At 72.4% G+C, this 24,158-nt stretch carries 19 protein-coding genes; 12 read left to right on the top strand and 7 right to left on the bottom strand.

Going from position 1 to position 24,158, the window contains the following annotated elements; genetic code table 11:
* The first annotated feature begins 88 nt into the window (after positions 1–88).
* Both D6718_11225 and D6718_11220 read left to right on the top strand, forming a co-directional pair.
* Positions 89–1,321, top strand: coding sequence for an efflux RND transporter periplasmic adaptor subunit (locus D6718_11225; protein RMG43852.1), 1,233 nt, complete (start codon positions 89–91; stop codon positions 1,319–1,321).
* A complete protein-coding gene (locus D6718_11220) occupies positions 1,318–4,647 on the top strand; it encodes an efflux RND transporter permease subunit (protein RMG43851.1) in 3,330 nt (1,109 codons plus the stop codon). The genes D6718_11225 and D6718_11220 overlap by 4 nt, the downstream gene beginning before the upstream one ends.
* 137 nt (positions 4,648–4,784) lie before the next feature.
* On the opposite strand, the gene queG is transcribed toward D6718_11220, so the two are convergent.
* A complete protein-coding gene (queG, locus tag D6718_11215) occupies positions 4,785–5,855 on the bottom strand; it encodes a tRNA epoxyqueuosine(34) reductase QueG (GenBank protein RMG43850.1) in 1,071 nt (356 codons plus the stop codon).
* A 38-nt stretch (positions 5,856–5,893) separates the two neighbouring features.
* On the opposite strand from queG, the gene D6718_11210 reads away from it, so the two are divergent.
* Positions 5,894–7,351 carry a glycogen synthase gene (locus D6718_11210; protein ID RMG43849.1) on the top strand — a complete coding sequence of 486 codons (1,458 nt, stop codon included), beginning with the start codon at positions 5,894–5,896 and terminating at the stop codon, positions 7,349–7,351.
* Complete coding sequence (locus D6718_11205) at positions 7,348–8,238, top strand: DMT family transporter (protein ID RMG43848.1); 891 nt, start codon at positions 7,348–7,350, stop codon at positions 8,236–8,238. The genes D6718_11210 and D6718_11205 overlap by 4 nt, the downstream gene beginning before the upstream one ends.
* Here D6718_11205 and D6718_11200 read toward each other — a convergent pair.
* Positions 8,205–9,473, bottom strand: coding sequence for an EAL domain-containing protein (locus D6718_11200; GenBank protein ID RMG43847.1), 1,269 nt, complete (start codon positions 9,471–9,473; stop codon positions 8,205–8,207). The two genes, D6718_11205 and D6718_11200, sit on opposite strands and share 34 nt — an antisense overlap.
* 224 nt (positions 9,474–9,697) lie before the next feature.
* On the opposite strand from D6718_11200, the gene D6718_11195 reads away from it, so the two are divergent.
* From D6718_11195 to D6718_11175, 5 genes are all read left to right on the top strand, one after another.
* On the top strand, positions 9,698–11,071 hold the full coding sequence (locus tag D6718_11195) for a sodium-dependent transporter (GenBank protein RMG43846.1): 1,374 nt from the start codon (positions 9,698–9,700) through the stop codon (positions 11,069–11,071).
* Between the two features lie 8 nt (positions 11,072–11,079).
* Positions 11,080–12,159: a ribulose 1,5-bisphosphate carboxylase gene (locus tag D6718_11190; GenBank protein RMG43845.1), complete on the top strand. Its 1,080-nt coding sequence runs from the start codon at positions 11,080–11,082 to the stop codon at positions 12,157–12,159.
* On the top strand, positions 12,135–13,589 hold the full coding sequence (locus D6718_11185) for an RsmB/NOP family class I SAM-dependent RNA methyltransferase (protein ID RMG43844.1): 1,455 nt from the start codon (positions 12,135–12,137) through the stop codon (positions 13,587–13,589). Before D6718_11190 ends, D6718_11185 begins: the two co-directional genes overlap by 25 nt.
* A gap of 66 nt (positions 13,590–13,655) precedes the next feature.
* Positions 13,656–15,119 (top strand): peptidase M28 family protein, encoded by a 1,464-nt coding sequence (locus D6718_11180; GenBank protein ID RMG43843.1) that lies wholly within the window; start codon positions 13,656–13,658, stop codon positions 15,117–15,119.
* Positions 15,120–15,169: 50 nt separating this feature from the next.
* Positions 15,170–15,673, top strand: a complete 504-nt coding sequence (locus D6718_11175; GenBank protein RMG43842.1) for a hypothetical protein — start codon at positions 15,170–15,172, stop codon at positions 15,671–15,673.
* Here D6718_11175 and D6718_11170 read toward each other — a convergent pair.
* Both D6718_11170 and D6718_11165 read right to left on the bottom strand, forming a co-directional pair.
* Complete coding sequence (locus D6718_11170) at positions 15,645–16,481, bottom strand: class I SAM-dependent methyltransferase (GenBank protein ID RMG43841.1); 837 nt, start codon at positions 16,479–16,481, stop codon at positions 15,645–15,647. The two genes, D6718_11175 and D6718_11170, sit on opposite strands and share 29 nt — an antisense overlap.
* Positions 16,462–17,673 (bottom strand): M28 family peptidase, encoded by a 1,212-nt coding sequence (locus tag D6718_11165; GenBank protein ID RMG43840.1) that lies wholly within the window; start codon positions 17,671–17,673, stop codon positions 16,462–16,464. Before D6718_11165 ends, D6718_11170 begins: the two co-directional genes overlap by 20 nt.
* A gap of 77 nt (positions 17,674–17,750) precedes the next feature.
* Here D6718_11165 and D6718_11160 point away from each other — a divergent pair, with 77 nt between their 5' ends.
* The 3 genes from D6718_11160 (at position 17,751) to D6718_11150 (ending at position 20,499) form a co-directional block, all read left to right on the top strand.
* The gene (locus D6718_11160) at positions 17,751–18,599 is read left to right on the top strand and encodes an HDOD domain-containing protein (GenBank protein ID RMG43839.1); all 849 of its coding nucleotides are present in this window, start codon (positions 17,751–17,753) and stop codon (positions 18,597–18,599) included.
* A gap of 103 nt (positions 18,600–18,702) precedes the next feature.
* Entirely contained in the window at positions 18,703–19,674 is a 972-nt protein-coding gene (locus D6718_11155) for a hypothetical protein (protein RMG43838.1), read from the top strand.
* 69 nt (positions 19,675–19,743) lie between these two features.
* Positions 19,744–20,499: a 2,3-diphosphoglycerate-dependent phosphoglycerate mutase gene (locus D6718_11150; protein ID RMG43837.1), complete on the top strand. Its 756-nt coding sequence runs from the start codon at positions 19,744–19,746 to the stop codon at positions 20,497–20,499.
* A gap of 5 nt (positions 20,500–20,504) precedes the next feature.
* On the opposite strand, the gene D6718_11145 is transcribed toward D6718_11150, so the two are convergent.
* From D6718_11145 to D6718_11135, 3 genes are read right to left on the bottom strand one after another with little or no spacing between them, the layout of a single operon-like run.
* The gene (locus D6718_11145) at positions 20,505–22,415 is read right to left on the bottom strand and encodes a hypothetical protein (GenBank protein RMG43836.1); all 1,911 of its coding nucleotides are present in this window, start codon (positions 22,413–22,415) and stop codon (positions 20,505–20,507) included.
* Complete coding sequence (locus tag D6718_11140; protein ID RMG43835.1) at positions 22,412–23,320, bottom strand: ABC transporter ATP-binding protein; 909 nt, start codon at positions 23,318–23,320, stop codon at positions 22,412–22,414. The genes D6718_11145 and D6718_11140 overlap by 4 nt, the downstream gene beginning before the upstream one ends.
* Positions 23,317–23,739 (bottom strand): GntR family transcriptional regulator, encoded by a 423-nt coding sequence (locus tag D6718_11135; GenBank protein RMG43834.1) that lies wholly within the window; start codon positions 23,737–23,739, stop codon positions 23,317–23,319. The genes D6718_11140 and D6718_11135 overlap by 4 nt, the downstream gene beginning before the upstream one ends.
* Positions 23,740–24,158 lie beyond the last annotated feature (419 nt).

Genomic DNA, 24,158 nt, shown 5'->3' with positions numbered 1-24,158 from the left:
CGGACTCCCGGCGGGCACGAGAGGCGCGCGCCGCCGCCTCGATCGCCGTCGAGCAGGCGCTGGAGGCGCATCGCGTCGCGGAGGAGGAATACCGGTGGGGAGCGGCCACGATGCTCCAGGTGCTCGAGGCGGAACGCGCCCTCACGGAGGCCCGGCTGGCTCACCTCGAGGCGGCACACGACGGGCTCGTCGCCGCGGCGGCGATCGGCGAGCTGACCGCCGGGCCGCCCGTGCTTCCATCGGGAAAAGGGGGAGGACCGTGAGGAGGCTCTGGCCGGTGCTGGTGGCGGCGCTCCTCGCGGCCGGCTGCGCGGCGGGGGGAGCCGAGGGGCCGGGCGGAAGCGAACCGGAGGCGGCGCCCGCAAGCCGGGGACCCTCGCCGGTGCGGGTGCGGGTGGTCCGGCTCGAGCCGGGCCCGTTCGTCGAGTTTCTGCGCCTGACGGGCACCACCGAGCCGTGGACCGAGGTCCAGGTCTCCTCCGAGCTGGGGGGCACGGTCCGCGAGGTCGGCTTCGACGAGGGCGACGAGGTGCGGGCGGGACAGGTTCTGGCGAGGATCGGCGACGACCTCGCCCAGGCCCGCCTGGACAGGGCGCGCGCCGAGCTGACCGACGCCGAGAGCGACTACGGGAAGATCGTCGAGCTGGTCCGCCGGAAGGCCGTCCCCGAGCAGGAGCTCACCGCGGCCACCGCGCGGCGAGACCGCGCCGCGGCGACCGTGCGGGAGGCGGAGCTGCTGCTCGAGCGGGCGGTCCTCCGCGCGCCGATCTCCGGCGTCGCGGTGGAACGGCTCGTCGAGCCGGGCGAGGTGGTGCCTCCGGGGGCGCCGATCACGCGGATCCTGAAGATCGACCCCCTGAAGGTGGAGCTGGCCGTGCCCGACACCGAACTCGGCTGGCTGCGCCGGGGGGCGCCGGCGACGGTGTCGGTGGACGCCTATCCGGATCGGGAGTTCCCGGCGAAGATCCACTTCATCGCACCCGACGCGGACCGAGACAGCCGCTCCTTCCGGGTGGAACTCGAACTCCCCAACCCGAACGGCCGGCTGAAACCCGGCATGACCGTGCGCGCCCGGTTGGAGAAGCGCCGCGTCGAGGACGCGATCGTCGTCCCGATGGACGCGCTGCTCACCCGGCGGGAGGGCCCGGTGGCCTACGTGGTCGAGGAGTGCCGTGCCGTTCGCCGGAAGGTGAGGCTCGAGGCCACGGAGGGGGGAAAGGCGCTCGTCGGAGACGGACTCGTCGAGGGCGATCTGCTGGTCATCGAAGGGCAGGACGAATTGACCCCCGGGCGCCCGGTGCGGACGGAGTCCTGCCCGTGACGGCCCTCACGCGGGCCGCCCTGCGCCGGCCGCTGACGATCTACATGCTGATGGCGCTCTCGGTCATCGGCGGCCTGGCCGCCTACCGGGCGCTCCCGCGCGAATCGTTCCCCGAGATCCGGATTCCGCTGATCGTGGTGAGCACCGTCTATCCCGGCAGCTCGCCGAGCGACGTGGAAGCGCAGGTGACCCGGAAGATCGAAACGGAGCTCAAGGGGCTGTCCGGCGTCAAGGAAATCCGGTCGACCTCCTCCGACGGCTATTCCCTGATCGAGGTCGAATTCACGCCGGACGTCGAGCTCGACACGGCGCTCCAGAAAGTGCGGGAACGGGTCGATCTCGCCCTTCCCGAATTGCCGGAGGATGCCGAGGATCCGGCGATCAGCGACATCGACTTCTCGCGGATCCCGATCATGATCCTGCACCTCGGCGGCGACCTCGGCATGGTCCGGCTCAAGCGCATCGCCGACGACCTCGAGGACCGGCTCGAGGCGATCCCCGGCGTGAACCAGGTCAACGTGATCGGCGGCCAGGAGCGCGAGGTCCATGTCTTCGCCGACCCGAGGCGGCTCACGGCGTACGGGATCGGGCTTTCCGACCTGATCGAGACGATCGAGCGGGAACACCTGTCGGTGCCCGGCGGGTCGCTCGACATCGGACGCCTGAGCTTCCTCGTCAGGGTGCCGGCCGAGGTCCAGGATCCGCTCGAGATCGCCGACTTCGTCGTCGAGGTGGTGGGCGGAAGGCCGGTCTACGTCAAGGACGTGGCCGATGTCGTGTACGGGTTCGAGGAGGAGTCCAGCCGGGCGCGACTCAACGGCTCGCCGGCGATCGCGCTGACGGTCGAAAAGCGCACGGGAGCCAACATCATCGCCGTGGCGCGGAGTATCCGCGAAGTGGCCGAGGACGTTCGCCGCCAGCTCCCTTCCGGCGCCGAGCTGAGAATCACCGAAGACCAGTCCGAGGACATCGAGGAGATGGTCCGCAACCTGGAGAACAACATCCTCTCCGGGCTGGTTCTCGTGCTGGTGGTGCTCTTTCTCGCGATGGGGTGGCGCCCGGCGGTGATCGTCGCCGCGGCGATCCCCTTCTCCATGGTGATCACCTTTCTCGCCGTAGCCCTGCTCGGCTACACGCTGAACATGGTGATCCTCTTCTCCCTCGTGCTCCTGCTCGGCATGCTGGTCGACAACGCCATCGTCACGGTGGAGAACATCTACCGCCATCGGGAGGCCGGAGATCCGCCTGCGGTCGCCGCGGAGGCCGGGACGCGGGAGGTGACGATGCCGATCGTCGCCTCGACCGCGACGACCCTGAGCGCCTTCGCCCCCATGCTGATGTGGCCCGGGATCGTCGGCGAGTTCATGAAGTTCCTTCCGGTGACGCTGATTCTCGGCCTGTCGGCGAGTCTTCTCGTGGCGCTCGTCTTCAATCCCACGCTCGCCCTGCGGTTGCTGTCCGTGCCGCCGCGCGGACCCGCGCGGCACGGCCGGGGGCGCTGGCTCGACCGCTACGAGAAGCTTCTCCGCTGGTGCCTCGACCGCGGGCCCGAGGTGCCGCTGGGGTTCACGCGGAATTGGCTCCTTCTCGTGGTCTTCTTCGCCGCCCTCGCCCTGGCGCTGGCGGCGGGTCTGGCGGGATCCCTCGCCGGCGTACCGGTCCCGGCCTCCCTGCCGGCCGGGCTGCTCGGTGCCGCGGCCGCCGCTTTCGCCGCGCAGGGGGTGCTCTGGCTCCTGAGCCTGCCGGCCGTCCTCGCCGGGCGCCGCGCGTGGATCACCGACCATCGGGCGAGGATCCTCTGGTCGATGGGGGCGTTGCTGGCCCTGACCCTCGCCGCTTACGGCGCACTCGGGCGGGGCGTCGAGTTCTTTCCGGAGATCGAGCCGCGAACCATCTGGATCGACATGGAATTTCCTCCGGGAACCACCCTCGACGCCCAGGACGCGCTCGTGTCGGTGATCGAGGAGCGCACGCGGGACGTCCCCGACCTCGTGGCGGCGATGGCGAACGTCGGCTCCACCGGGGTGTCGGCCCAGGGAGGGCCCGTCGGTGGGCGGGCTTCCAACAGGAGCCGCGTGACCCTCGAGCTCGAGCGATTCCAGGCGAGGAGCCGGTCGTCCTTCCTCACGCTGCAGGAAGTCCGGCGCGAGGTCGCCGATCTCACCGGGGCGCAGATCAACGTCGTCAAGCCGGACGACGGTCCGCCCACCGGCAAGCCGGTGGCCATCCGGTTGATCGGGGACGACTACGCCGCCCTCGGCCGGGCCGCCGAGGAGCTGCGGCGCCGTCTCGCCCGGGAGCCGGGCCTGCTCAACGTCTCAGAGGACTATGACGAAGGCTTCCCCGAGGTCCGCGTCGAGATCGATCGGGAAGCGGCCGCGCGATCGGGTACCAACACCCGGGACGTGGCGCTCGCGATCCGCACCGCCCTGGCCGGCACTGAGGTCGCCAAGTTCCGTTCGGGGGAGGACGAGTACGACATCGTCGTCCGGCTCCCCGCTCCCGAACGCCGGTCGCTGGACACGCTCGAGGAGCTGACCGTCGTCGGCGCCGGCGGGCGCACGGTGCCGATCCGCAGCCTCGCCCGGGTCGTCGCCGCCTCCGGGCCGTCGGCGATCCGCCGCGTGGACCTCCATCGCGTCATCACGGTCGAAGCGGACGTCGACCACGCGGGCGGTTACACCGACGGAGAGATGCGGCGACGCGCCGCGGCCGCCGTCGCCGGGTTGGGTCTGCCCGACGGGGTGCGATGGGAGTTCGCCGGCTCGACCGAGGAGGAAGGCGAGTCGCGGGATTTCCTGGTCCGAGCGTTCCTCGTGGCCATCCTCCTGATCGCGCTGATCCTCGTCACCGAATTCGACTCGCTGGTGACGCCGATCACGATCCTCGTCTCCGTCGTCCTCAGCCTCATCGGCGTCCTGTGGGGCCTCATCGTCACCCGGACGCCGTTCGGCATCGTGATGACCGGCATCGGGGTCATCTCCCTCGCCGGGATCGTCGTCAACAACGCCATCGTGCTGTGCGACTTCATCCTCCAGGCGCGGCGCCGGGGCGTTGGCAAGGTCGAGGCGATCGTCGCCGCCGGTCGCACCCGGATGAGACCCGTCCTCCTGACGGCGGTGACAACGGTGCTCGGCCTGATCCCCTTGACCACCGGCGTGAACGTCGATTTCTTCGGCGGCGGCGTGACCTTCGGCAGCGAGTCGTCCCAGTGGTGGGGACCGATGGGTGTGGCGGTCATCTTCGGGCTCGGGGTCGCGACGGCGCTGACCCTCGTCGTCGTGCCGGTCACGTACGACGTCCTGTCCGACGTCAGCGAGCGCTGACCGCGCGGCGGTCCGCGCGTCCGCCATCCGCTTCGGACCGGCCGGGAGCGAAAGGGCGCCCGGTCGTCCCCGGGGCGGAGCCGGAAGACCGACACCGCCGGCCGGATCGGATCGCGAGGCCGCCACCGCGGGAGGATTCAGCGGGTGGCGGTCCCCGCGGAGAGCCGGCCCGCCGCCCAGCGCGCCGTCTCCGAGACCGCCGGCTCGGGATCGCGCTCGAGACGCCGGACCGCGCCCAGCAGGCCGCGGGCCCCGGTGTTCGCCGCCACGATCAGCGCATTCCTCACCAGACCGGCCCTCTTCGCACGCCGCAGGGGGCTGCCGCGGAACGTCCGGCGGAACCGCTCGTCGTCCATCGCCAGCAGCTCCTCCAGCTCCAGCCGCTCGAGCTCCGGCCGGCTCCGGAAGGCCTCGCCCGCGTGCGGGGTGACGCGGCGGTTCCACGGGCAGACCTCCTGGCAGACGTCGCAGCCGAACAGCCAGTCGCCGATCCCTTCCCGCAGGGCCTCCGGGATGGGTCCGCGGTGTTCGATGGTGAGGTAGGAAATGCAGCGGCGGGCGTCGAGATACCACGGCTCCGGCAACGCGCCGGTGGGACAGGCGTCGAGGCACGCCCGGCAGGAGCCACAGCGTTCGCGGACCGGCGGCGGGGGCGGCGGCGGCTCGAGATCGGTGAGGAGAATGCCGATGAACCGCCACGAGTCGCCGCGCGGACCGATCAGGCAGGTGTTCTTCCCGATCCAACCGAGCCCCGCCGCGGCGGCGTACTCGCGCTCGAGAACCGCGCTGGTGTCGACGAGAGCGGTGCTCCGGAAGCGCACCCCGGCGGCGCGGGCGATCTCGTCCGCCCAGTTCCCGAGCATCCTCTTGACGGTGCCGTGGTAGTCGTCGCCGAGGGCGTAGCGGGCGATGAAACGGGCGATGCCGGACCGCCTCCGGCGGTCGCGTGGAGGGCGGAGGTAGTGCACGGCCCCTACGAGGGCGCTCCGCGCCCAGGGCCAACGGCGGCGCGGATCCCGCCGGATCTCCGCGGTCCGCGCCATCCATTCCATCCCCGCATGGGCGCCCGCCGCGAGCCACCGGTCGAGCGCCTCGACCCGCGGCGGCGGGCCGAAGGGGATCGCACCGCAGGCGTCGAACCCGGAGCGCCGGCCGGCCTCCTCGATCAGCGCCCCGTCCAACCGGATGCGCGCCTCCCGCTCTTCCACCTGCCGTCCCCCGGCCGACCGCGTGGATAATCGCCTCGATGGACATCGTACACATCACGCCGGAGTTCGCCCCGTTCGCGAAGGCAGGGGGGCTCGGGGACGTGGCGGCGGCGCTGCCGGCGGCCCAGGCGGAGCGCGGCCACCGGGTGCGCGTCCTCGTCCCCGGCTACAGGGAGCTTCTCGACCGGATCGACTCCCTGCCCGGGGCCGGGACCCTGCCGGTCTCCTTTCCCATCGGGGGGCGCGAGATCCCTGGAGTGGCCGTCCGGAAGAGCGTGGGCCCGGTCGAGCTCTGGGCGATCGCCCAGCGCGAGCTGTTCGACCGCCCGGGGCTGTACGGGGGGCCGCGGGGAGCCTACCCGGACAACGGGGTCCGGTACCTCTGGTTCTCCGGCGCCGCTCTCGCGGCGCTCCGTTGCGCCGGCGACCGAGTGGCCGCCGTCTTCTGTCACGACTGGCCGGCCGCCGCGGCGGCGGTCCTCCTCCGCGTGCGGCCGGTGCCGGACGACCCGCTGGAAGAGGCGGCCTCGGTGCTGGTGATCCACAATCTCGCGCACCAGGGAATCTTCCCGTCGGCTGTCGCCGCCCAGCTTCCCCTCCCGCGTCTCGCCCTCGGACACGGCGCGACGATCAACATCCTGGCCGCCGGGATCCGGTACGCGACGGAACTGGTCACCGTCTCCCCGACGTACGCCAGGGAGATCCTGACCCCCGAGGCGGGCTGCGGCCTGGACGACCTGCTGCGGGCCCGCCGCCGCGACCTCCACGGGGTTCTCAACGGGCTCGACACCTCGGAGTGGGACCCCGCCCGCGACCCCGCGCTGCCCGCCAACTACGGACCGGACGACCCCGCGGGCAAGGAGGCTTGCAAGGTGGCGCTGCAGCGCGAGCTGGGGCTCGTCTCCGCTCCGGGTGCGCCGCTGTTCGGGGTCGTCAGCCGGGCCGATCCCCAGAAGGGCCTCGACCTGGTGCGGGAGGTGCTGCCGTGGATCGCCGCGGAAGGGGCGCAGGCGGCCGTGCTTTGTGCCGGAGATCCCCATCTCACCTCGAGCCTCGCCGCTGCCGCGCGCGCGGCGCCCCGCGCGATCGCCGTCGTGGACCGCTTCGACGAGGCGATCGCCCGGCGGATCTACGGGGCGGCCGACTTCTTCCTCATGCCGAGCCGATTCGAACCGTGCGGGCTGGGCCAACTGATCGCGATGAGGTACGGGGCTCTGCCGGTCGCCCGCCGGACGGGGGGGCTGGCGGACACCGTCGTGGACGTCGACGAAGACCCGGAACACGGCACGGGGCTGCTGTTCGACCGCCCGGAGGCCGGCGCCCTGCAGGAGGCGTGCCGCCGCGCGCTGGTCCTCGTCCGCGCCGAGCCCGAGCGCTTCTCCCGCGCCCGCCGGCGCGCCATGCTCCGGGACTTCTCGTGGAGCCGCTCCGCCGCACGGTACGACCGCATCCTGGGCCGCGCGGTCCGGCGGGAACGGTCGCGAGTGCTGCGATGACGGGAGATTCGGCCAGCGCGATCGCTCCGCGCCTGATGGTGCTGGGAGCCGCCCTTCTCTTCTCCACCGGCGGTGCCGCGATCAAGGCCTGCGAGCTGGACGCCTGGCAGATCGCGGCCTTCCGGTCAGGGGTCGCCGCGCTGTTCCTGATAACGGTGTCACGCCCACTGCGGCCGCTCCGCGATCCGCGCCCGTGGCTCGTCGGCGTCGCCTATGCCGCCACCATGCTGCTGTACGTGGGCGCCAACAAGACCACGACCGCGGCCGATTCGATCTTCCTCCAGTCGACCGCCCCGCTGTACGTGATGCTCTTGGGCCCGGTCCTGCTGCGGGAGGTGCCGACGGGGCGCGATCTCCGGCTGGGGGCGGTGATCGCCGCGGGACTCCTGCTCGTGATCGGCGGTGCGCAGAGCCCGGCCGCCACCGCCCCCGCCCCGGCCGTCGGGAAGGCGCTCGGCGCCGCCAGCGGGGTGACCTGGGCTCTCACGCTGGTGGGGCTCCGCTGGCTGGGACGCACCCCCGTGGCGGGTCACGGCTCGGCCTCCGTGATCGCCGGCAACGTGCTCGCCTTCGCCGCGGGGCTCCCGTTCGCACTTCCCGTGGCGGCCCCCGGGGCCGGGGACGTGGCGCTCGTCCTCTACCTCGGCGTGGCGCAGATCGGCCTCGCCTACATCCTGCTGACGCGCGGAATCCGCCGAGTGCGGGCCGTCGAGGCCGCGCTCCTGCTGCTCGCGGAACCGGTGCTCAATCCGCTTTGGAGCTGGGCGGCACACGGGGAGACGCCGTCGTGGCCCACACTCGCCGGTGGAGGGCTGATCCTGGCGGCCACGGCGGCGCACCTCGCGGGTGGCCGTCAGGGCAGCGACCCGGGTCGTCCGAACAGGTAGCCCTGGCCGTACGGCACGCCGAGAGACCGGACCGCCTCGAGCTCGGCTTCCGTCTCGATCCCTTCGGCGATCACCTTGGCGCCGATCTGCGTCGCGACCTTCTGCAAGGCCTCCAGCATCGCCCGCCGGTTCGGGTCGACATCGATCCCGCGGATCAGGCTCAGATCCACCTTGATGAAGTCGGGGACCATCTCGATCACCGAGGACAGGCTGGCGTACCCGGAGCCGGTGTCGTCGAGGGCGATGCCGAAACCGAGACCCTTGTAGTAGTCCCGGGCCTCGCGGAAGATCGAGAAATTCCGCACCGACTCGCGCTCGGAGATCTCGAAGACCACGTCCCCGGGCTGGAGGCCGCACTGGTCGAGAGTGTGCTGAACGGTTCCCGTTCGGAAGCTCGGATCGTGGATGGCCGAAGGCAGGCAGTTGAGAAACAGGCGCCGGCCGGCGGGGAGGTTCCCCGCCGCAACGCGGAGTGCGCTCCGCCGGCACAGGCAGTCCAGCTCGAACAGCATGCCGGTCCGCTCGGCCATCTCGAACAGGACCGCCGGCGACTGCCAGGGCGTTCCCCAGGGACCGCGGGTCAGCGCCTCGTATCCGAACACGGCCAGCGTCTCGAGGTCGAGGATCTTCTCGAACACCGTCTGCACCTGCTCCGCGAGGAGCAGGTTCAGGAATTCGCGCTTCTTCTCGCGGTCGCGCACGGCGAGGCCGAGATGGGCGTCGCGCCGCGCGGCGTCGATGGCGTCGCGGACGCTCCGCTCGGGGCGGAGGGTGGGGTTGCGGAGGGTCAGCGCGTGTCCCACCGGCAGCTCGATCGCGCGGTCGGTGTAGGGAAACACGATCTTTCCGGCGTTCTTCTCCAGAACGTCGGAGAGGATCCTGGCCAGCGCGGGGAGCGTCTCCCGGTAGAAGAGGTAGTCTTTTCTCGGCCGGAAGAGAAGCACGACCAGGTGGTCGTGCCCCGCGTCGACGGTCGCGATCACGTCCCCCGACTCGAGATAGCCTCCGAGTGCATTCAGGACCTGAGTGTCGAGTTCCCGGCGCGAGCGCCGGTAGGCCTCCTCGCCGTACAGACGCTCGACCTCCGCCAGCGCCGAGGTGTCGACGAGAACCACGCCGACCGCGCCCGTGACGGTGAAGCGGGCCGCGATCTCCGGCATGAGTTCGTCGATCAGCCCAGCGGCGACCTCGGCCGCGGTCCCGACCGGGAGGACCTCGACGCCTGACGAGCTCATCGCCCGCTGTCCCGCCGAGCGGCGGTCCGCCGGCCCGCGGGGCCGGACGCCGAACGGGGCGCCTCCTTCCCGCGCACTGTGCCTCCCCCGGGGCCGGGCCGGGGCCGCGGCCCCGACGGTCAATGTGGGTCCCCCGGCATCGGGCGGCAATGCGGGCGCTTGTTCCCCGCTCCCGCGGAAACTTATAGTGCGGCCCCGCGAAGCGCGCGGGGGAGGTGGCGACCGTGATCCCGGAAGACCTGAGACGAGGCAACTTCGGGTCGAAGGTGGGCTTCATCCTCGCCGCGGCCGGCTCGGCGATCGGCCTGGGGAACATCTGGCGGTTCCCGTACACGGCGGGGGAAAGCGGCGGCGGCGCCTTCGTCCTCGTCTATCTCCTGTGGGTGGTGCTGCTCGGCGTGCCGGTCCTGCTCGCGGAACTGGCGATCGGCCGGGCCAGCCAGCGGAACCCGGTCGGGGCGTTCCGGGCGCTCGCCCCCGGCTCCTGGTGGCCCGCCGTGGGCGGTCTCGGTGTCCTCACCGGCTTCGGGATCCTCGCCTTCTACAGCGTCGTCGCCGGGTGGACCCTCGGGTATCTGGCGAAGTCGATCAGCGGCGGCATCCGCGAGCTCGGCACCCCGGAGGCGAGCCGCGCTGCGTTCGGTCAACTCATCGGCGATCCGCTATCGGCTTTGTTCCTGACCTTCCTCTTCCTGCTGCTGACGGTGCTCGTCGTCCGGGGAGGCGTGCAGGGGGGTATCGAGAGGGCGTCGAAGTTCCTCATGCCGTTGTTCTTCCTGCTCCTGGTGGTGCTCGCCGTGCGGGCCGTGACCCTTCCGGGCGCCTCCGAGGGCCTTCGGTTCCTGTTCCACTTCGAGTGGGAGAAGATCACCCCCCGCGTGGCGATGACGGCGCTCGGGCAGGCCCTGTTCAGCCTCAGCCTCGGGATGGGGGCGATGATCACCTACGGCTCGTATCTGCCGCGCAGCGAGAACTTGCCGTTCTCCGGCGCTTCGGTGGCCTTCTTCGACACGCTCATCGCCCTGCTGGCCGGACTCATCATCTTTCCGGCGGTGTTCGCCACGGGAGGGAAACCGGACGCCGGTCCGGGGCTGGTCTTCGTCGTCATGCCCACCGTTTTCGACAAACTCCCGCTCGGCGTTCTCTTCGCCGTGGCGTTCTACGCCCTTCTGGCGATCGCCGCCCTCACCTCGACGATCAGCCTTCTCGAGGTGATCGTCGCCTACCTCGTGGACGAGCGCGGCTGGGACCGGTCGCGTGCGTCCTTCAGCGTGGGGGGTGCGTGCTTCGTGGTGGCGGTGCCGTCGGCCCTCTCCCAGGGGGGAGCGGCCTGGCTCTCCGAAGGGGGTCTCTTCGGGCTCGACTTCCTGACGCTCCAGAGCATCCTGTTCGGCAACTACGCGCTCAGCATCGGCGCCCTGCTGATCTGCCTGTTCGTGGGTTGGCGATGGGGAACGGCGCCGGCGGTGGAGGAGATGCGCCGCGGAGCGGGTGAGCTGCGCACCGCGGCCCTGTGGTCCTTCCTCGTGCGGTATTTCTGCCCGCTGGCGGTGGCCGCCGTGCTCGCGTTCATCGTGGTCACGCGGCAGTATTTCTGACGCCGGACATGGATGCGCTCCGCGCCACCTACGAGCTGCGGTGCGACGCTTCCGCGGCCGAGACCCGCGCGCGGGAGATCGCCCTCGAGCAGACGGCGGAGCTGCCCCGCGAAGCGGTCGCGCGGGCCGGGTTGCCGCGCGACGTGGTGGGGCGGGTCGAATCGCTGCGAGAGGCGGGACCCGGCCGGTTCCTGGCGGAGATCGTCTATCCGGCGGAGGTCCTCGACGGTACGCTCTCCCAGATTCTCAACGTTCTGTTCGGCAACACGTCGCTCCAGCACGACGTGGCGCTCGTCGACCTCGACCTCGACCCCGCCGCGGCGGCGGGATTCGGAGGCCCGCGCCTGGGCGTGGAGGGACTCCGGGAGCTGACGGGGGCGCGCGGCCGGCCCCTGACGGCGACCGCGCTCAAGCCGGTCGGCTTGTCGGCGGAGCGCCTCGCGGAGCTCTGCCGGCTGTTCGCCGACGCCGGCGTCGACATCGTCAAGGACGACCACGGCCTCGGCGATCAGCCGGCGGCGCCGTTCGCCGACCGCGTGCGCGCCTGCCAGGAGGCGGTTCGGCAGGCGGGCGGCCGAACGCTCTACGTCCCGCACGTCGGCGGCGCACCATCGGAGATGGCGCGCCGGATCGCGGTCGCGCGCGATTGCGGCGTGCGCGCGGTGATGGCCGCACCCATGCTGTGCGGCCTGCCCGCCTTTCACGAGGCCGCTTCCGGATCGGGACTCGCGGTGATCGCGCACCCCGCTCTCGCGGGCGCCGCGCGGATCGCGCCGGAGGCGCTCCTGGGACGGCTGTTCCGCCTCGCGGGAGCGGACGCGGCCGTCTTCCCGCACGCGGGGGGTCGCTTCGGCTTCACGCTCGACACGTGCGCCCGGATCGCCGCGCGCCTTCGCGACCGATGGTGCGGGCTCCGGCCGGCCATGCCGATGCCGGCCGGCGGGATGGCGCTCGAGCGCGTGCCCGAGCTGATCTCCTTCTTCGGTGCGGACACGATCCTGCTGATCGGCGGCAGCCTCTACGCGGGAGGCGACCCGGCCTCCCGGGCGAAGCGCTTCGTGGAATGCGTGAGAAACGCCGCAACGTGAGCCCGGACCGGCGGGCGGACCGGGCGGCGCGCGTGGCCGAAGCGCTCGGGTGGCTGACCCGATACGACGCGATCGTCGACGACCCCGCCGCGTTCCGCGCCGCGCTCGACTCCCCGCCCCCGGTGGACCTGATGGTCCCCCCCGGCCGGGGCACGCGGGAGCACGTGGCCGGGCTTCTCGCCGCGAGAGGCGTGTCAGCGGAGCCCGTGCCCTTCAGCCCCCACCACCTGCGCGTGACCACCGAGGCGGGAGCCGGTTCGCTGCCGGAGGTGCAGTACGGCTTCGCCTTCCCCCAGGGGGCGGTGAGTTCGCTTCCGCCCCTCGCGCTCGCACCCTCACCCGGTGAGGACGTGCTCGACGTCTGCGCGGCGCCGGGCGGCAAGACGGCGCTCCTCGCGGCGCTGGCCGGCGATCGCGCGCGGCTGATCGCCGCCGACAAGTCGCCGGGTCGGGTCGGGCTCCTCGTTCAGGTGCTGGCGCGTCACGCGGTCACCTGCGCCGCGGCCGTCCGGCAGGACGGCGCGACCTTTCCCGCCGCGGGGGGGTTCGATGCCATCCTTCTCGATGCCCCCTGCACCGGCGAAGGGACGTTCCGCGTGCCGTCCCCTCGTTACGCTCCGACGGGCGAGGAGGGGCTCGCGCGCGCCGCGGCGCTCCAGCGGCGTCTCGCGGCCCGGGCCGCCGAGCTGCTCCGGCCCGGTGGGCGCCTCGTCTACTCCACCTGTTCGTACGCTCCCGAGGAGAACGAGGCGGTTCTGAGCGACCTGCTCGCCAGGCGGCCCGATCTCGATCTCCGCCCGCTTCCCCGGTCGTTTCCCGGTCAACCGGGCCTCCTCGCCTGGCGCGGGCGCCGCTTCGACGACCGTCTCGTCCGCGCGCGCCGGTTGTGGCCGCACCACACCGGTTCGTGGGGCTTCTTCGTCGCGCTGCTCGTCCGCGACGAGAACGCGGCGCCGCCGGCCGCCCCCCGCCCCGGCGAAGGCCCCGCGCTTTTCGAGGACGGGGCGGCCCGGGCCGACCTGGAGCGCGCGTTGGCGCGGTTCGGCGCGCCCCCCGAGGTCCTCGCGGGCCACACGGTGCTGGCGCGCGGGCGGGACGTCTGGGTCCTCGGTGGAGGCCCCGCGGCGGCCCGGGCGGCATCGCTCTTTCGGCTCGATCTCGTCGCTCCCGGCCTGCGCGTGCTGCGCAGGCCGCGCGCGGGCCACCGGCTGACCACCGCGGCGCTTCGCTGGCTCGACTCGGGCATCACCGATCGGGCGGTCGAATTGTCGTGGGAGGACGCCGTGGCACTCCTCGCCGCGGGCAGCCGCGACGCACCTCCCGGCCTTCCCGGCGGGCACGTGGCCATTCGCACCGCGGGGCGGGTCGTCGCCGGCGGGTTCGTTTCCGGGGGCCGCCTGGAACTCCAGTTGCCGCGGGCCTGGCGCTGACGTCCGGGGGCGGTGCGGCGGTATACTCCGGCACTTTCCGCGCCCTGCGCGCCGGGGAGGTCACCGATGCGCCGCCGCCCCAACCGATGCTCGGCCCTGTGGATCCTGCCGCTTCTCCTCGTTTCCTGCCGCTCGGCGCCGGAGCCGGCCGGCGCGCCGGCTCCCGAGGAACGGTGGCCGGCGGGCGACGCCGCCGCGGCCGATGCGGTCCGGCGCATCGTCGGAGCGGCGCGGGCGGACGACCGGGCGATGGAGCGCCTTTCCGGACTGTGCGACGGGATCGGCCCGCGCCTCGCGGGGTCGGTTGCCTTCGACCGCGCCGTCGAGTGGGCCTTCGACGAGCTCCGGGCGGACGGCCTCGACCGTGTGGCGCTCGAGACGGTCCGGATCCCCGTGTGGGAACGGGGAGAGGAGTCGCTGACCCTCCTCGAGCCCGGACCGCCGCGGCGGCTCCCGATCCTCGGCCTCGGCCGGAGCGTCGGTACGCCGGCCGGCGGCGTCACGGGCGAGGTCGTGGTCGTGCGCGATTTCGACGAGCTGGAGCGGCGGGCCGGAGAGATCGACGGAAAGATCGTCCTGTTCAACCATCCGATGCGGGAGCAGGAGAACATGTTCGCCGCCTACGGCGAGGCGGTGATCTACCGCGCCGACGCGGCGAACCGCGCGGCGAAGCACGGCGCGATCGCCGTGCTCGTGCGCTCGGTGACCACGAGAAGCCTCAGGACCCCCCACACGGGGGCGATGCGCGAATACGAGGAGGGTGTCCGCCGGATTCCCGCCGCCGCGGTCACGATCGAGGACGCCGAGTCGTTCGCGCGGCTGGCGGCCCGAGGGGAGCGGATCGTCGTCCGCCTGGAGATGGGGGCACGGCGCCTCCCCGAGCATCCCTCCGCCAACGTGATCGGCGAGCTGCGGGGCCGCGAAAAGCCGGACGAGATCGTGGTGATCGGCGCCCACCTCGACTCCTGGGACGTCGGGACGGGCGCGCACGACGACGGCTCCGGGGTGGTGATGGCCATGGAAACGCTGCGCTTGCTGCGGGCGCTCGACCTCCGGCCGCGCCGCACCGTGCGCGCCGTGCTCTTCGCCAACGAGGAGCATGGGCTCGATGGCGGGAAAACCTACCTGCGCGATCACCGCGCCGAGCTGGATGCGCACGTCGCCGCTCTCGAGTCGGACTCGGGTGGGTTCCGCCCCGTCGGCTTCAGCTTCGCGGGAACGGACGAAGCGGCCGCCCGGGTGGAATCCTGGCTGGAGCTTTTCGCCCCGCTCGGCGAGCTGAAGCTCTCCCGGGGTGGCGGCGGCGCCGACATCGGGCCGCTCGTGCGCGAGGGCGTGCCCGGGCTCGGGCTTCGGGTCGAAAGCACACACTATTTCGACTACCATCACACGGAAGCGGACACGCTGGACAAGATCGATCCGGCGGAGTACGCCGACGCGCTGTCGGCGTTCGCCGCGATGACCTGGCTGCTGGCGGAGTCGCCCGACCCGCTGCCGAGGGCCGAACCCGGAGCCGCCCGGGCGCACTAGCGCGGCCCCGGCCTCCGGGCGTCCAGGATTCCCGGAAGAAAGGAGTTGCCATGAGGCGGTACCTTTCGGTCCGTTGGACCACGATGCTGCTGGGCCCGGCGGTGCTCGCCGCCGCTGCGGCCGGACCCGCCGCCGCTCAGGACCTCGGCCTGTTCGGCTGGGGGATCCGGGGCGGGCTGTCGGCCAGCCCCGATCAGCTGTTCGTCGGCGCCCATCTCGAGATGGGCGAGGTCGCCCCTCACCTGTTCCTCCGCCCCAATCTCGAGATCGGTGCGGGGGACGACGAAACGGACATCGCGCTTCAGGCGGGACTCCACTACGAACTCGCCGGCCGCGTCCACCGCTGGACGCCGTACGCGGGAGGCGAACTCGGCATCGTCTACCGCGACTTCGACCGGCCGCGCGGCGGCGACACCGACGACACCGGTCTCGCGCTGAACGCGGTGGCCGGCCTGCAGACCGGTCTTGCGGGAGGCGACCGCCTGTTCTTCGAAGCCAAGGTCGGCCTCGCCGAAAAGCCGCGGCTCAAGCTCCTGGTCGGGTGGACCTTCTGACGGCGCGCCCCCGGCGCTCGAACAGCGCCTCCCACCAGCGCACGGTCGCGGGCTCCAGGAGGTCGATGCGGCGCGCCGCGGCCTCGATCCAGCGGCGGCGCGCCGCCGCGTCCGCCTCGGGATAGAGGCGCGCGCCGATCGCGGGGACCTCGACGAGGGCGCGCAGCTCCTCCTGCGGCACGGCGAGGTCGGCGGTGCGCTCCTCCACCAGGGTCCAGCCGGCCTCGCCGGCGAGCTCGGCGAGTCCGGACCGGGTCCGCACCGGACCCGCGGGCGCCGGGGACCGCCCGAACAGACGCTCGCCCTCGCGGGCGAGCGCCAGCTGGAAGGGCGCCGGAGGTAGATCCTCGAGATCGGCGAGCTGCGCGGCCGGGACGTTGAGCGCGAGGCGTGCCCCCGGCCGGCACACGCGGTACAGCTCCGCGAAGGCGCTTCCCGGCGACGGGAAGTGCCAGAAGGCGGCGCTCGACATCGCGGCGTCGAAGCAACCGTCACGGAACGGCAGGGATGCCGGAACGGCGCGCACCCAGGCGGCGTTCGGAACGAGGTGCCGGCGTCGGGCGACGGCGAGCATCGCCGCCGCCGCGTCGGCACCGACGACACGTCCGCCGGGACCGAGGCACCGCAACGCCGGCTCCGCCGAGACGCCGGTCCCGCACGCGAGGTCGAGAAGGCACGCGCCGGGCGGCAGCCGCAGGAGATCGGCGAGGCGGCGGCCGAGCGCGCGATACAGGCTTCCGCCCCGGACGGCCTCGTCGTACGCCTCGGCCGTCTCCTCCGTGTCCCAACTATCCGGCTCCGTCGCCATCCCGCGCCGCCAGGATTTCCCGCACGCAGCGCTCGGTCAACCGGAACGCCGCGGCCAGGGAGGCGGCGTCGAGTCCATCCGGCCGGTCCGCGGGCGAGTGCACCCGGAGCACGGCGCGCGAGAGCCGGCCGCTCGTCAGCGTCACGGCGCGGAGGCCCGCCCACGCGAGCGGCAGCGCATCGGTTCCCGTCCCTGGAGGCAGCGGTGCCCGCCGGGCGGGGATCCCGGCCTCCCGGGCGAGGCGGAGCACCCGGCGGCGAAGGGACCGCTCGCCGGCCACGCCCACCGGTCCGGGCGCGCCCACGCCGTCGAGGTTCAGCACCAGCGGCTCGCGCGCCGAGCGGAGCGAGCGGTCGGCCGCGAGCCTCCGCGCTCCCGCCATCAGATGCTCCTCCGCGCCGGTCAGAACGAGCCGGACACCGGCGGGCGGCCCTTCGGGGCCGGCCAGGCGCCGCGCCAGCTCGAGGAGGACCGCCAGCGACGCGGCGTTGTCGAGCGCCCCGGGCGACCGGTTGCCGAACGTGAGCGTGGCCAGCGCGGCGAGGGACAGCGCTCCCGCCGCGGTCACACCGGCCAGAAGGCGCGCGGGGACCCCGAAGAGCGCCCATTGAATCGCAGCGGCCGCGAGCGACACCGCACCTGCGGCCCCGGCGGCCACGAGAAACCCCCTCAACAGCAACGGCAGGTTCTGGGACTTCGAGTCGTGGTGCGCGACGAGGAGGATCCGCACCGGCCCGCCGCCCGCATCGGCCACGACGTTGGCCGTGCAGAGCTCGCCCGGAGGGGCGAAATAGAGGGAATCCCACCGCACGCCGGCCGCCGCCCCCGCGATCCCCAGCGCGGCGAGACCGGCGGCGCCGGCGCACCAGGCGCCCGCGTGCGGTGCACCGGCAACCGCGGCGGCGCCGGCAGCGAGCGCCGCCGCGAGCGACGCCAGGCCGGCGCGCAACAGCGCCCAGGGTCGCTTCAGGCTGTAGGCGAAGCGGTCTTCGCGGACGCGCCAGCCCGCCGCACGCAGCCCCTCCGACAGAAGGCGGCGGACCCTCGCGTCCCCCTCGCTTCCGGCCGCCCGGGGAAACGCGAGCGCCTGCACCCGGCGGAGGAGACCCTCACCCAGTTCTTGGTCGAGACCGGACACGCGCCCTCCGATCGCCGGGCTGGAGTTTTCCTCCGCCCGGCCCCGCGGCGCCACAAGCCGGTTTGCCGGGGCCCGCCGCTGGCCTAGATTGCCCCGGGGCGGGGTGTGCGCCCGGGCGGAGGAGCGAGAACGTGTCGCGAGCGGTCGCCGCCGCAGGGTGGCGCCTTCGGATCGAGGAGGCCCTGCGCCGGGAGGAGCTGCGCCTTCCGGTGATGCCGGACATCGTCGCGCGGGTCCAGCTCGAAGCCGCCCGCCGCAACGGCAGCGCGGGGTCGCTGGCCCGCGTCGTGGAAGCCGACCCGGGTCTCGCCGCCCGCGTCGTCAAGATGGCGAATTCGGCGATGTTCGCCGGGCTGTGCGAGATCAGGGACCTCACGCACGCCGTCGGCCGCCTGGGAAGCGGCATGGTGGTCGCCATCGTCCTCGGCGCGGCGGCGCGCGAGTGCTTTCGCGCTGCGCATCCCGGGTACGCGCGGCGGGCGCACGACTCCTGGGAGATCTCGCTCCTCGCCGCGGCTGCCGCGAGGAGCCTCGCCCTCCGCGCCGGGGAGGATCCGGAGGAGGCGTTCCTGGCGGGACTCCTCCACCGGGCGGGGGAACCGATCCTCCTTCAGGCGGTGCCGCTGCTGGCCGAACGCGACGGCGAGCCGGTCCCTCCCGCCGAGACGATCGGCCCCGTCGTCGACGAGCTCGCGCCGGTCGCCGGGGCGACCCTCCTCTCCCGCTGGAACCTCCCGGAGCCGATCGTGACGGCGGTCCGGTTCCAGAACGATCCGGCGGCGGCTCCCCGCGAGGACCTGCGGCGGACGGCGCTCACCGCGCTCGCGCGGCGCCTCGGCGAGGCCCTCTTCGCCGGCGAGGGAGCGGAAGCTCTCACCGGCGATCCCTCGGCCGCGGCTCTCGGCCTGGACGAGGAGGCGATCGCCGCCGCCGCTCCGGAAGCGGCGGCGGGCGCCGGGGAGCTCGCCCGGGCCCTCTGACGGCAGCGGCGTTGTCGCCGCGGCCCCTCGCGACCGATATTGCCCGAAAGACCCGCGGCTGCGGCCTCCGAGGCCGCGGGCGAGCCGGTTGGGAGCGGGTTCCGTGGGCACGTCCGTCGCGTCGAGGGTTGCGCCCGAGATCCGCTCGGTGCAGGAGCGCAAGTTCGCGGCCCTGATGCGCCGGGTCCTCGAGCAGAACGCGTTCTACCGCTCGAAGTTCGAGCCGGCAGGGCTTCGCCCCGGCAAGCCGGCGGGGCTGTCCGTTCGGGAACACCTCCCCTACACGCGCCGCGGGGAGCTTCTCGCCGACCAGCGCGCCCATCCTCCCCTCGGCACGAACCTCTCGTTTCCCGCCGGCCGGTACACCCGCCTGCACGAAGAGACCCTTCCGGACGGACAGGGCCTGGTCTGGGCCGACACCGCCGAGAGCTGGAGAGCCTGGCTCGATTGCTGGTGCGAACTCTACCGGAAGTGCGGCGTCACGGCGGAGGATCGCGTGCTCGTGGCCGCTTCGGAGAAGGCGGCTCCCGCGTTCCGTGCCGCGGCCGACGCCGCCGCGGAACTCGGCGCCCTCGCGCTCGGCCCCGCATGGACCGCCCGGCGAGCCGCGGACTGGCTCCGCCACCGCCCGACCGCTGTGGTCCTCCCCGCGGAGACGGCCGTCGAGATCGCCGCCGCGGCCGGGGGGAGCAGCGGTCGCGAGATCCGGCTGGTGCTCGCCGTCACGGGCCGCGATCTCGCGGCCGTGGAGGAGCGCGAGGCGGTCGCCGCCGCGTGGCGCGCAGAGTGCCGCGTCCTGCCCTCCTCGGTGGAACTCGGCTCGTTCGGGTGGGATTGCGGGCGCCGCGAGGGGGTGCACCTGCTGGAAACCGAGCTCGTGGCGGAGGTCGTCGACCCCGACTCCCTCTCGCCGGCAACCCCCGACGCGTCCGGACGCGTCCGGGGAGAGCTGGTCCTGACCACGCTGTGGCGGGAGGGAAGCCCGGTCATCCGGTACCTCACCGGCACGCGCGTCGTCCTCGACCGATCCCCCTGCCCCTGCGGTGCGAGGACCGCCGTCGTCCGCCCGCTTTGACCGAGCCGCGATGCCGGCCGGCTCCGGTTAGAATCGGCCGACGCGCTGCAGCGGCGCGGGAGGCGCACGATGGCGACCTACAGGGTGGTCCTGCTCAGGCACGGCGAAAGCACCTGGAACAAGGAGAACCGCTTCACCGGCTGGACCGATGTCCCGCTCAGCGAACTCGGCATCGAGGAGGCGCATGACGCCGGCCGGCGGCTGCGCGAGGCCGGCTACACGTTCGACGTCGCCCACACGAGCCGGCTGAAGCGAGCCATTCAAACGCTGAACATCGTCCTCGAGGAGCTCGACCTGCTGCACATCGACTGCCCGCGGTCGTGGCGGCTGAACGAGCGGCACTACGGCGCGCTGCAGGGTCTCAACAAGAAGGAGACGGCGCAGCGGCACGGCGAGGAGCAGACGTTCATCTGGCGCCGCAGCTACGACGTCCCGCCGCCGCCGCTCGACCCGAACGACGAGCGGCACCCCGCGAACGATCCGCGCTACGCGAACCTGCCTCGCGAGGTGCTGCCGGCGACCGAGTGCCTCAAGGATGTCGTCGCGCGCTTCCTCCCCTACTGGCAGGATCGGATCGCCCCCGACATCCTCGCCGGCCGCCGCGTGCTGATCTCGGCGCACGGCAACAGCCTGCGCGCCCTCGTCAAGCACCTCGATGCGATTCCGGACGACGAGATCCCGAAGCTGAACATCCCGACCGGGATCCCGCTCGTCTACGAACTCGACGAGGCCCTGCGGCCGGTCCGCCACTTCTACCTGGCGGACGAGGAAGAGGTCCGCAGGAAGGCCAAGGCGGTCGCCGACCAGGCCAAGACCGGCGGGTGATCCCGTCAGAAGGCCTCCACGCGAGCGGCTGGCTCGCCGACCGATTCGAGCATCAGGTGCGGCGGCTCGACGACGGCCAGCGTCCGGGGCCCCGCCCAGAATCTCCGGCCGCCGACACGCTCCCAGACCTTCCGCCCGTTGGTGTCGAACAAGAGCGCCCGTATCTCCTGTCGCCCGTCTCCGAGAAACTTCCGCGTCTCGAGGAGCAGCATCGTGCCGTCCGGCGAAGGGACCACGCGGCCACTATCGTTTCGCCAGCGCGCGAGCTCGACCGGCGGTTGGCCGGGCTCGGCGAGGAACAGCGTCCGCCACCCGTCGTCCTCCCGGCCCACCCACGCCAGGCGGTCCCCTGCAAGCCAGGTCGGCTCCGGGGACAACGCTGCCGACTCTGCACGCCGCACGACGCGTCCCCCCGGGACCTCCCTCACCACGAACCCTTCAGTCAAGGTCAGCCTCTGGAGCCAAAGCTCTCCGCTCCGGGAAAGGACTCCGGTGCCGGCCTGGATGACCAAAGGAGTGTCGTCGATCGTCTCCGCCGCGGGATCCACCCGGTACAGACCGAACACCAGCCCGGGCTCGCCCGTGGCCTCTTCCTCCGCTTCGGCCGTGAGCCCGGATGCGGCCCGTCGCCGAGGACTCATCGCTAGCGAGAGGTAGGCCGAGCCATCCGCCGCACGACCGGCGATTCGCACACCCCAGGGAACTCCCACGGTCGCCAACCTCTTCAGGGTCGAATCGGGTCGAGGCCCCACCACGTCGAGCCAGGCCTGGGACCACGTGCTGGCCTGCAGCAGCACCGTGCCCTCGGCCCACCGGAGCTCACGCCATGTGTCGAGGGGCTCGAGATGCACGGGTGGCCGCACGAGTCGGCCGTCCCGGTCGGAGATCCGCAACTGCTCGGCGGAGGACTTCATGCCGAAAGGGCCCACATCGGACAGGAAGGCAAACAAGCTTCCGTCGCGGTTCCAGTCGAAGGAGCTCGCTCCGGGAAAGAACGCCAGCTTTCTGCCGCTGGGCACGTCGAGCAGCCAGGCGCCGCTCCTGGTGAGGACGACGGCCCTTTCCCCGTCCGGCGACGGGAAGACCTCCGTGTCAATTTCGAAGACGGACGCCTGCCGCCGGAGTTGGAGAGGGACCGCGACGAGCGTCCCGGCGGCGGTGAGCGAGAGCCCGACTGCCAGGGTGGCGGCACCGCGTACCCAGCGGCCCCGGCCGAGGGGTTCCCCGGAGGATTGCATCGTAAAGGACGTCCCGAGGAACACCGCCGCGAGCGCCAGAGCGATCCACTCCTGCAGGCCGAGTCCCGCCGGATGCACCGGCACGAACAGCGCCCCTCCAGCGACAGAAACGGCTGCGGCGAAACCGCCAAGCAGCGCGGCTCCGGCTAGAGCACCCATGGAGGAGAGCCCCGACGACGCCGCGAGCGCACCGCAGCCGATGCCCAGGATCAGGAGCTCGCCGGCCGGTCGCAGCCACTCCACGATCGAGAGCAAGGTCGTCGCGGGGGAGAAACCGCCGGCGATGCGTGCGAGCACCACCCAGGCAAGGGTCGACAAGAGGGCGATCGCGAGGGTCGAGGCGACGACGACCGACAGCCGGATCGCCCAAAGCCGTTTGCGGGAAACCGGCCGGGCGAGCAGGAAGATCTCAGTGCCCCCTGCCCGTTCGGCGGAAAAGGACTGAATCGCGGCCAGGGTCGCCCACAATGGCCACAGACCGAGCGCGAGAGCCCCCGGAACGATCGAGAGATGCAGCTCACGGTCGCCGATCGCGCGGGCCAAGCCTGGCAGCCAGCCGTGGCGCCCCGCTGCAGCGAGCACGAAGACGAACGGCGGAAACGCCAGCGCCAGACCAACGCCCAGAGCACGCAGCGTGCGAAACTGAGTCCATTCTTTCCACACCAAGGCACGAGTCATAGCCGATCTCCGGACGAGCTGCGACCGCGCAGCGTCGCGATCACGATGTCTTCGAGCGCGAGAGGTTCGATGTCGACGTGTGTGGCGCCAAGTGCGCGGAGCCGCGATCTGAGCTCGCCATTGCGGGAACGGGCGATCAGCGACAGCGTCCGACCCTCCGCCCGCCACTCGAGCAGGTCAGTGAGCGGAGCGGGATCGGATGGCGCCTCATCCGCGAAGACCGCCGTGGCGCGCCGGAAATGGGCCTTGAGCCGCTCGACGCTTTCCTGGAGCCGGACGCGTCCGCCATCGAGCAACACGACGTGGTCCGCCACGCGCTCGATGTCCTGGATGAGATGCGAAGCGAAGACGACGGTGCCGCCCTCGGCGGGGATCGCCTCCAGGATGGCCTCGAGAATTTCCCGCCTGACGAGCGGATCCAGTCCGGATGCCGGGTCGTCGAGAAGCAGCAGCTCGCAGCGGCAGGCCGCGGCTGCAACGAGTGCGGCCTTCGCCCGCATCCCTCGGGACAGCGTGCCGACCCGCGCGCCACCGGGAAGATCGAGTCTCCGCGCCAACCGCGCGGCGAGGTCGGCATCCCAGCGAGGATGCGTGCGGCCGGCGAAGCGCAGAAGTTCGTCGACCGTCATCCAGGGATAGAGTGCGGACTCCTCCGGCATGTAGCTCACGCGCCGCCGAACCTCGAGCCCGGAGCTGACGGGATCGAAACCGAGCACCTCGATCTTTCCGCGGTCGGGATGGAGCAGGCCCGAGATCAGGCGAAGCGTCGTGGTCTTCCCGGAACCGTTGCGGCCTACCAGACCGAGCACGACACCCCGCGGAACTTCGAGGTCCACATCGTCGAGCGCGACGACCCGGCCGTATCGGCGTTGGACATGCGAGAATCGAACGGCGAGATCGGTCATCGGTCCTCCTCACCGGCAGGACGGCTTGCCTCCTCGCAGCGCCGGAAAAGCTCCACGCGCCGGTGGAGCCGGGACGCGAGCGAGTCGAGCGGTAGGCCGGCAGCCGCCGCGTCGCGGATCAGCCGGTCGAAAGCCCGGTCGATCGCGCGCAGAAGGGCCGCGCGTCCCGCGTCCTTCGCGCCATCCGCCACGAACGTGCCGGAACCGACCCGGGTCCGGACGAGCCCTTCCGATTCGAGGAGTTGAATCGCGCGGGCGGCGGTGTTCCGGTTGACGCGCGCCCGGGCCGCGAGTTCACGAACCGTCGGGATTCGATCGCCGGCCGCGAGGGCGCCGGTGGCGATCAGCCGCTCGATTCTCTCGGCGAGCTGCCGGTAGAGCGGCACCGGGCTTTGGGCATCGAGGTGAGCCAGGTCCATCGGAAGTGTCCCAGTGTCATAGGACAATATAGACAATTGGAGCCGGCAGGCAAGCCGCCGAAAAACGGCGAGGACGTCGAGCCTCGCCGCGCAAACATCGCGGGGTGCACCCGCGACGGTGCGATTTCCGCTGCAAGTCGTTGTGGGTTGGGAGATTCTGCCGAACCGGCCGCCGGAGGGATGAGCGCGCGGGAGCTACGGGTTCTCATGGGATCGGGCGCCAGCGCTCACCGTCGTCCGAGGACCTTCCAACCATCGGGAGGTGCCTCCTCGGAGGTGCGGAACTCCGTGCAACCAATCGAGCGCCACAGAGTTGCCGTCGCCGGCCGGTCGCCGAGCCGAGGATCCTGGACAAGCTCCTCGCTCTTCAGCGGGTCGATCGCCGGTTCGCACCATCGAGGGTGCGCCGAGCATTGGGG

The sequence above is a fragment of the Acidobacteriota bacterium genome, from assembly GCA_003696075.1.
Lineage (GTDB): Bacteria > Acidobacteriota > Polarisedimenticolia > J045 > J045 > J045.
Note: the sequence above shows the minus strand (reverse complement) of the source record. Positions and strands in the feature narration are given on the sequence as shown.

Bases quoted from the DNA above. Each gene is read 5' to 3' on its own strand.
- D6718_11210 (RMG43849.1), top strand. From the start codon at position 5,894: ATGGACATCGTACACATCACGCCGGAGTTCGCCCCGTTCGCGAAGGCA.
- D6718_11205 (RMG43848.1), top strand. From the start codon at position 7,348: ATGACGGGAGATTCGGCCAGCGCGATCGCTCCGCGCCTGATGGTGCTG.
- D6718_11200 (RMG43847.1), bottom strand. From the start codon at position 9,473: ATGAGCTCGTCAGGCGTCGAGGTCCTCCCGGTCGGGACCGCGGCCGAG.
- D6718_11190 (RMG43845.1), top strand. From the start codon at position 11,080: ATGGATGCGCTCCGCGCCACCTACGAGCTGCGGTGCGACGCTTCCGCG.
- D6718_11185 (RMG43844.1), top strand. From the start codon at position 12,135: ATGCGTGAGAAACGCCGCAACGTGAGCCCGGACCGGCGGGCGGACCGG.
- D6718_11180 (RMG43843.1), top strand. From the start codon at position 13,656: ATGCGCCGCCGCCCCAACCGATGCTCGGCCCTGTGGATCCTGCCGCTT.
- D6718_11175 (RMG43842.1), top strand. From the start codon at position 15,170: ATGAGGCGGTACCTTTCGGTCCGTTGGACCACGATGCTGCTGGGCCCG.
- D6718_11170 (RMG43841.1), bottom strand. From the start codon at position 16,481: ATGGCGACGGAGCCGGATAGTTGGGACACGGAGGAGACGGCCGAGGCG.
- D6718_11150 (RMG43837.1), top strand. From the start codon at position 19,744: ATGGCGACCTACAGGGTGGTCCTGCTCAGGCACGGCGAAAGCACCTGG.
- D6718_11145 (RMG43836.1), bottom strand. From the start codon at position 22,415: ATGACTCGTGCCTTGGTGTGGAAAGAATGGACTCAGTTTCGCACGCTG.
- D6718_11140 (RMG43835.1), bottom strand. From the start codon at position 23,320: ATGACCGATCTCGCCGTTCGATTCTCGCATGTCCAACGCCGATACGGC.
- D6718_11135 (RMG43834.1), bottom strand. From the start codon at position 23,739: ATGGACCTGGCTCACCTCGATGCCCAAAGCCCGGTGCCGCTCTACCGG.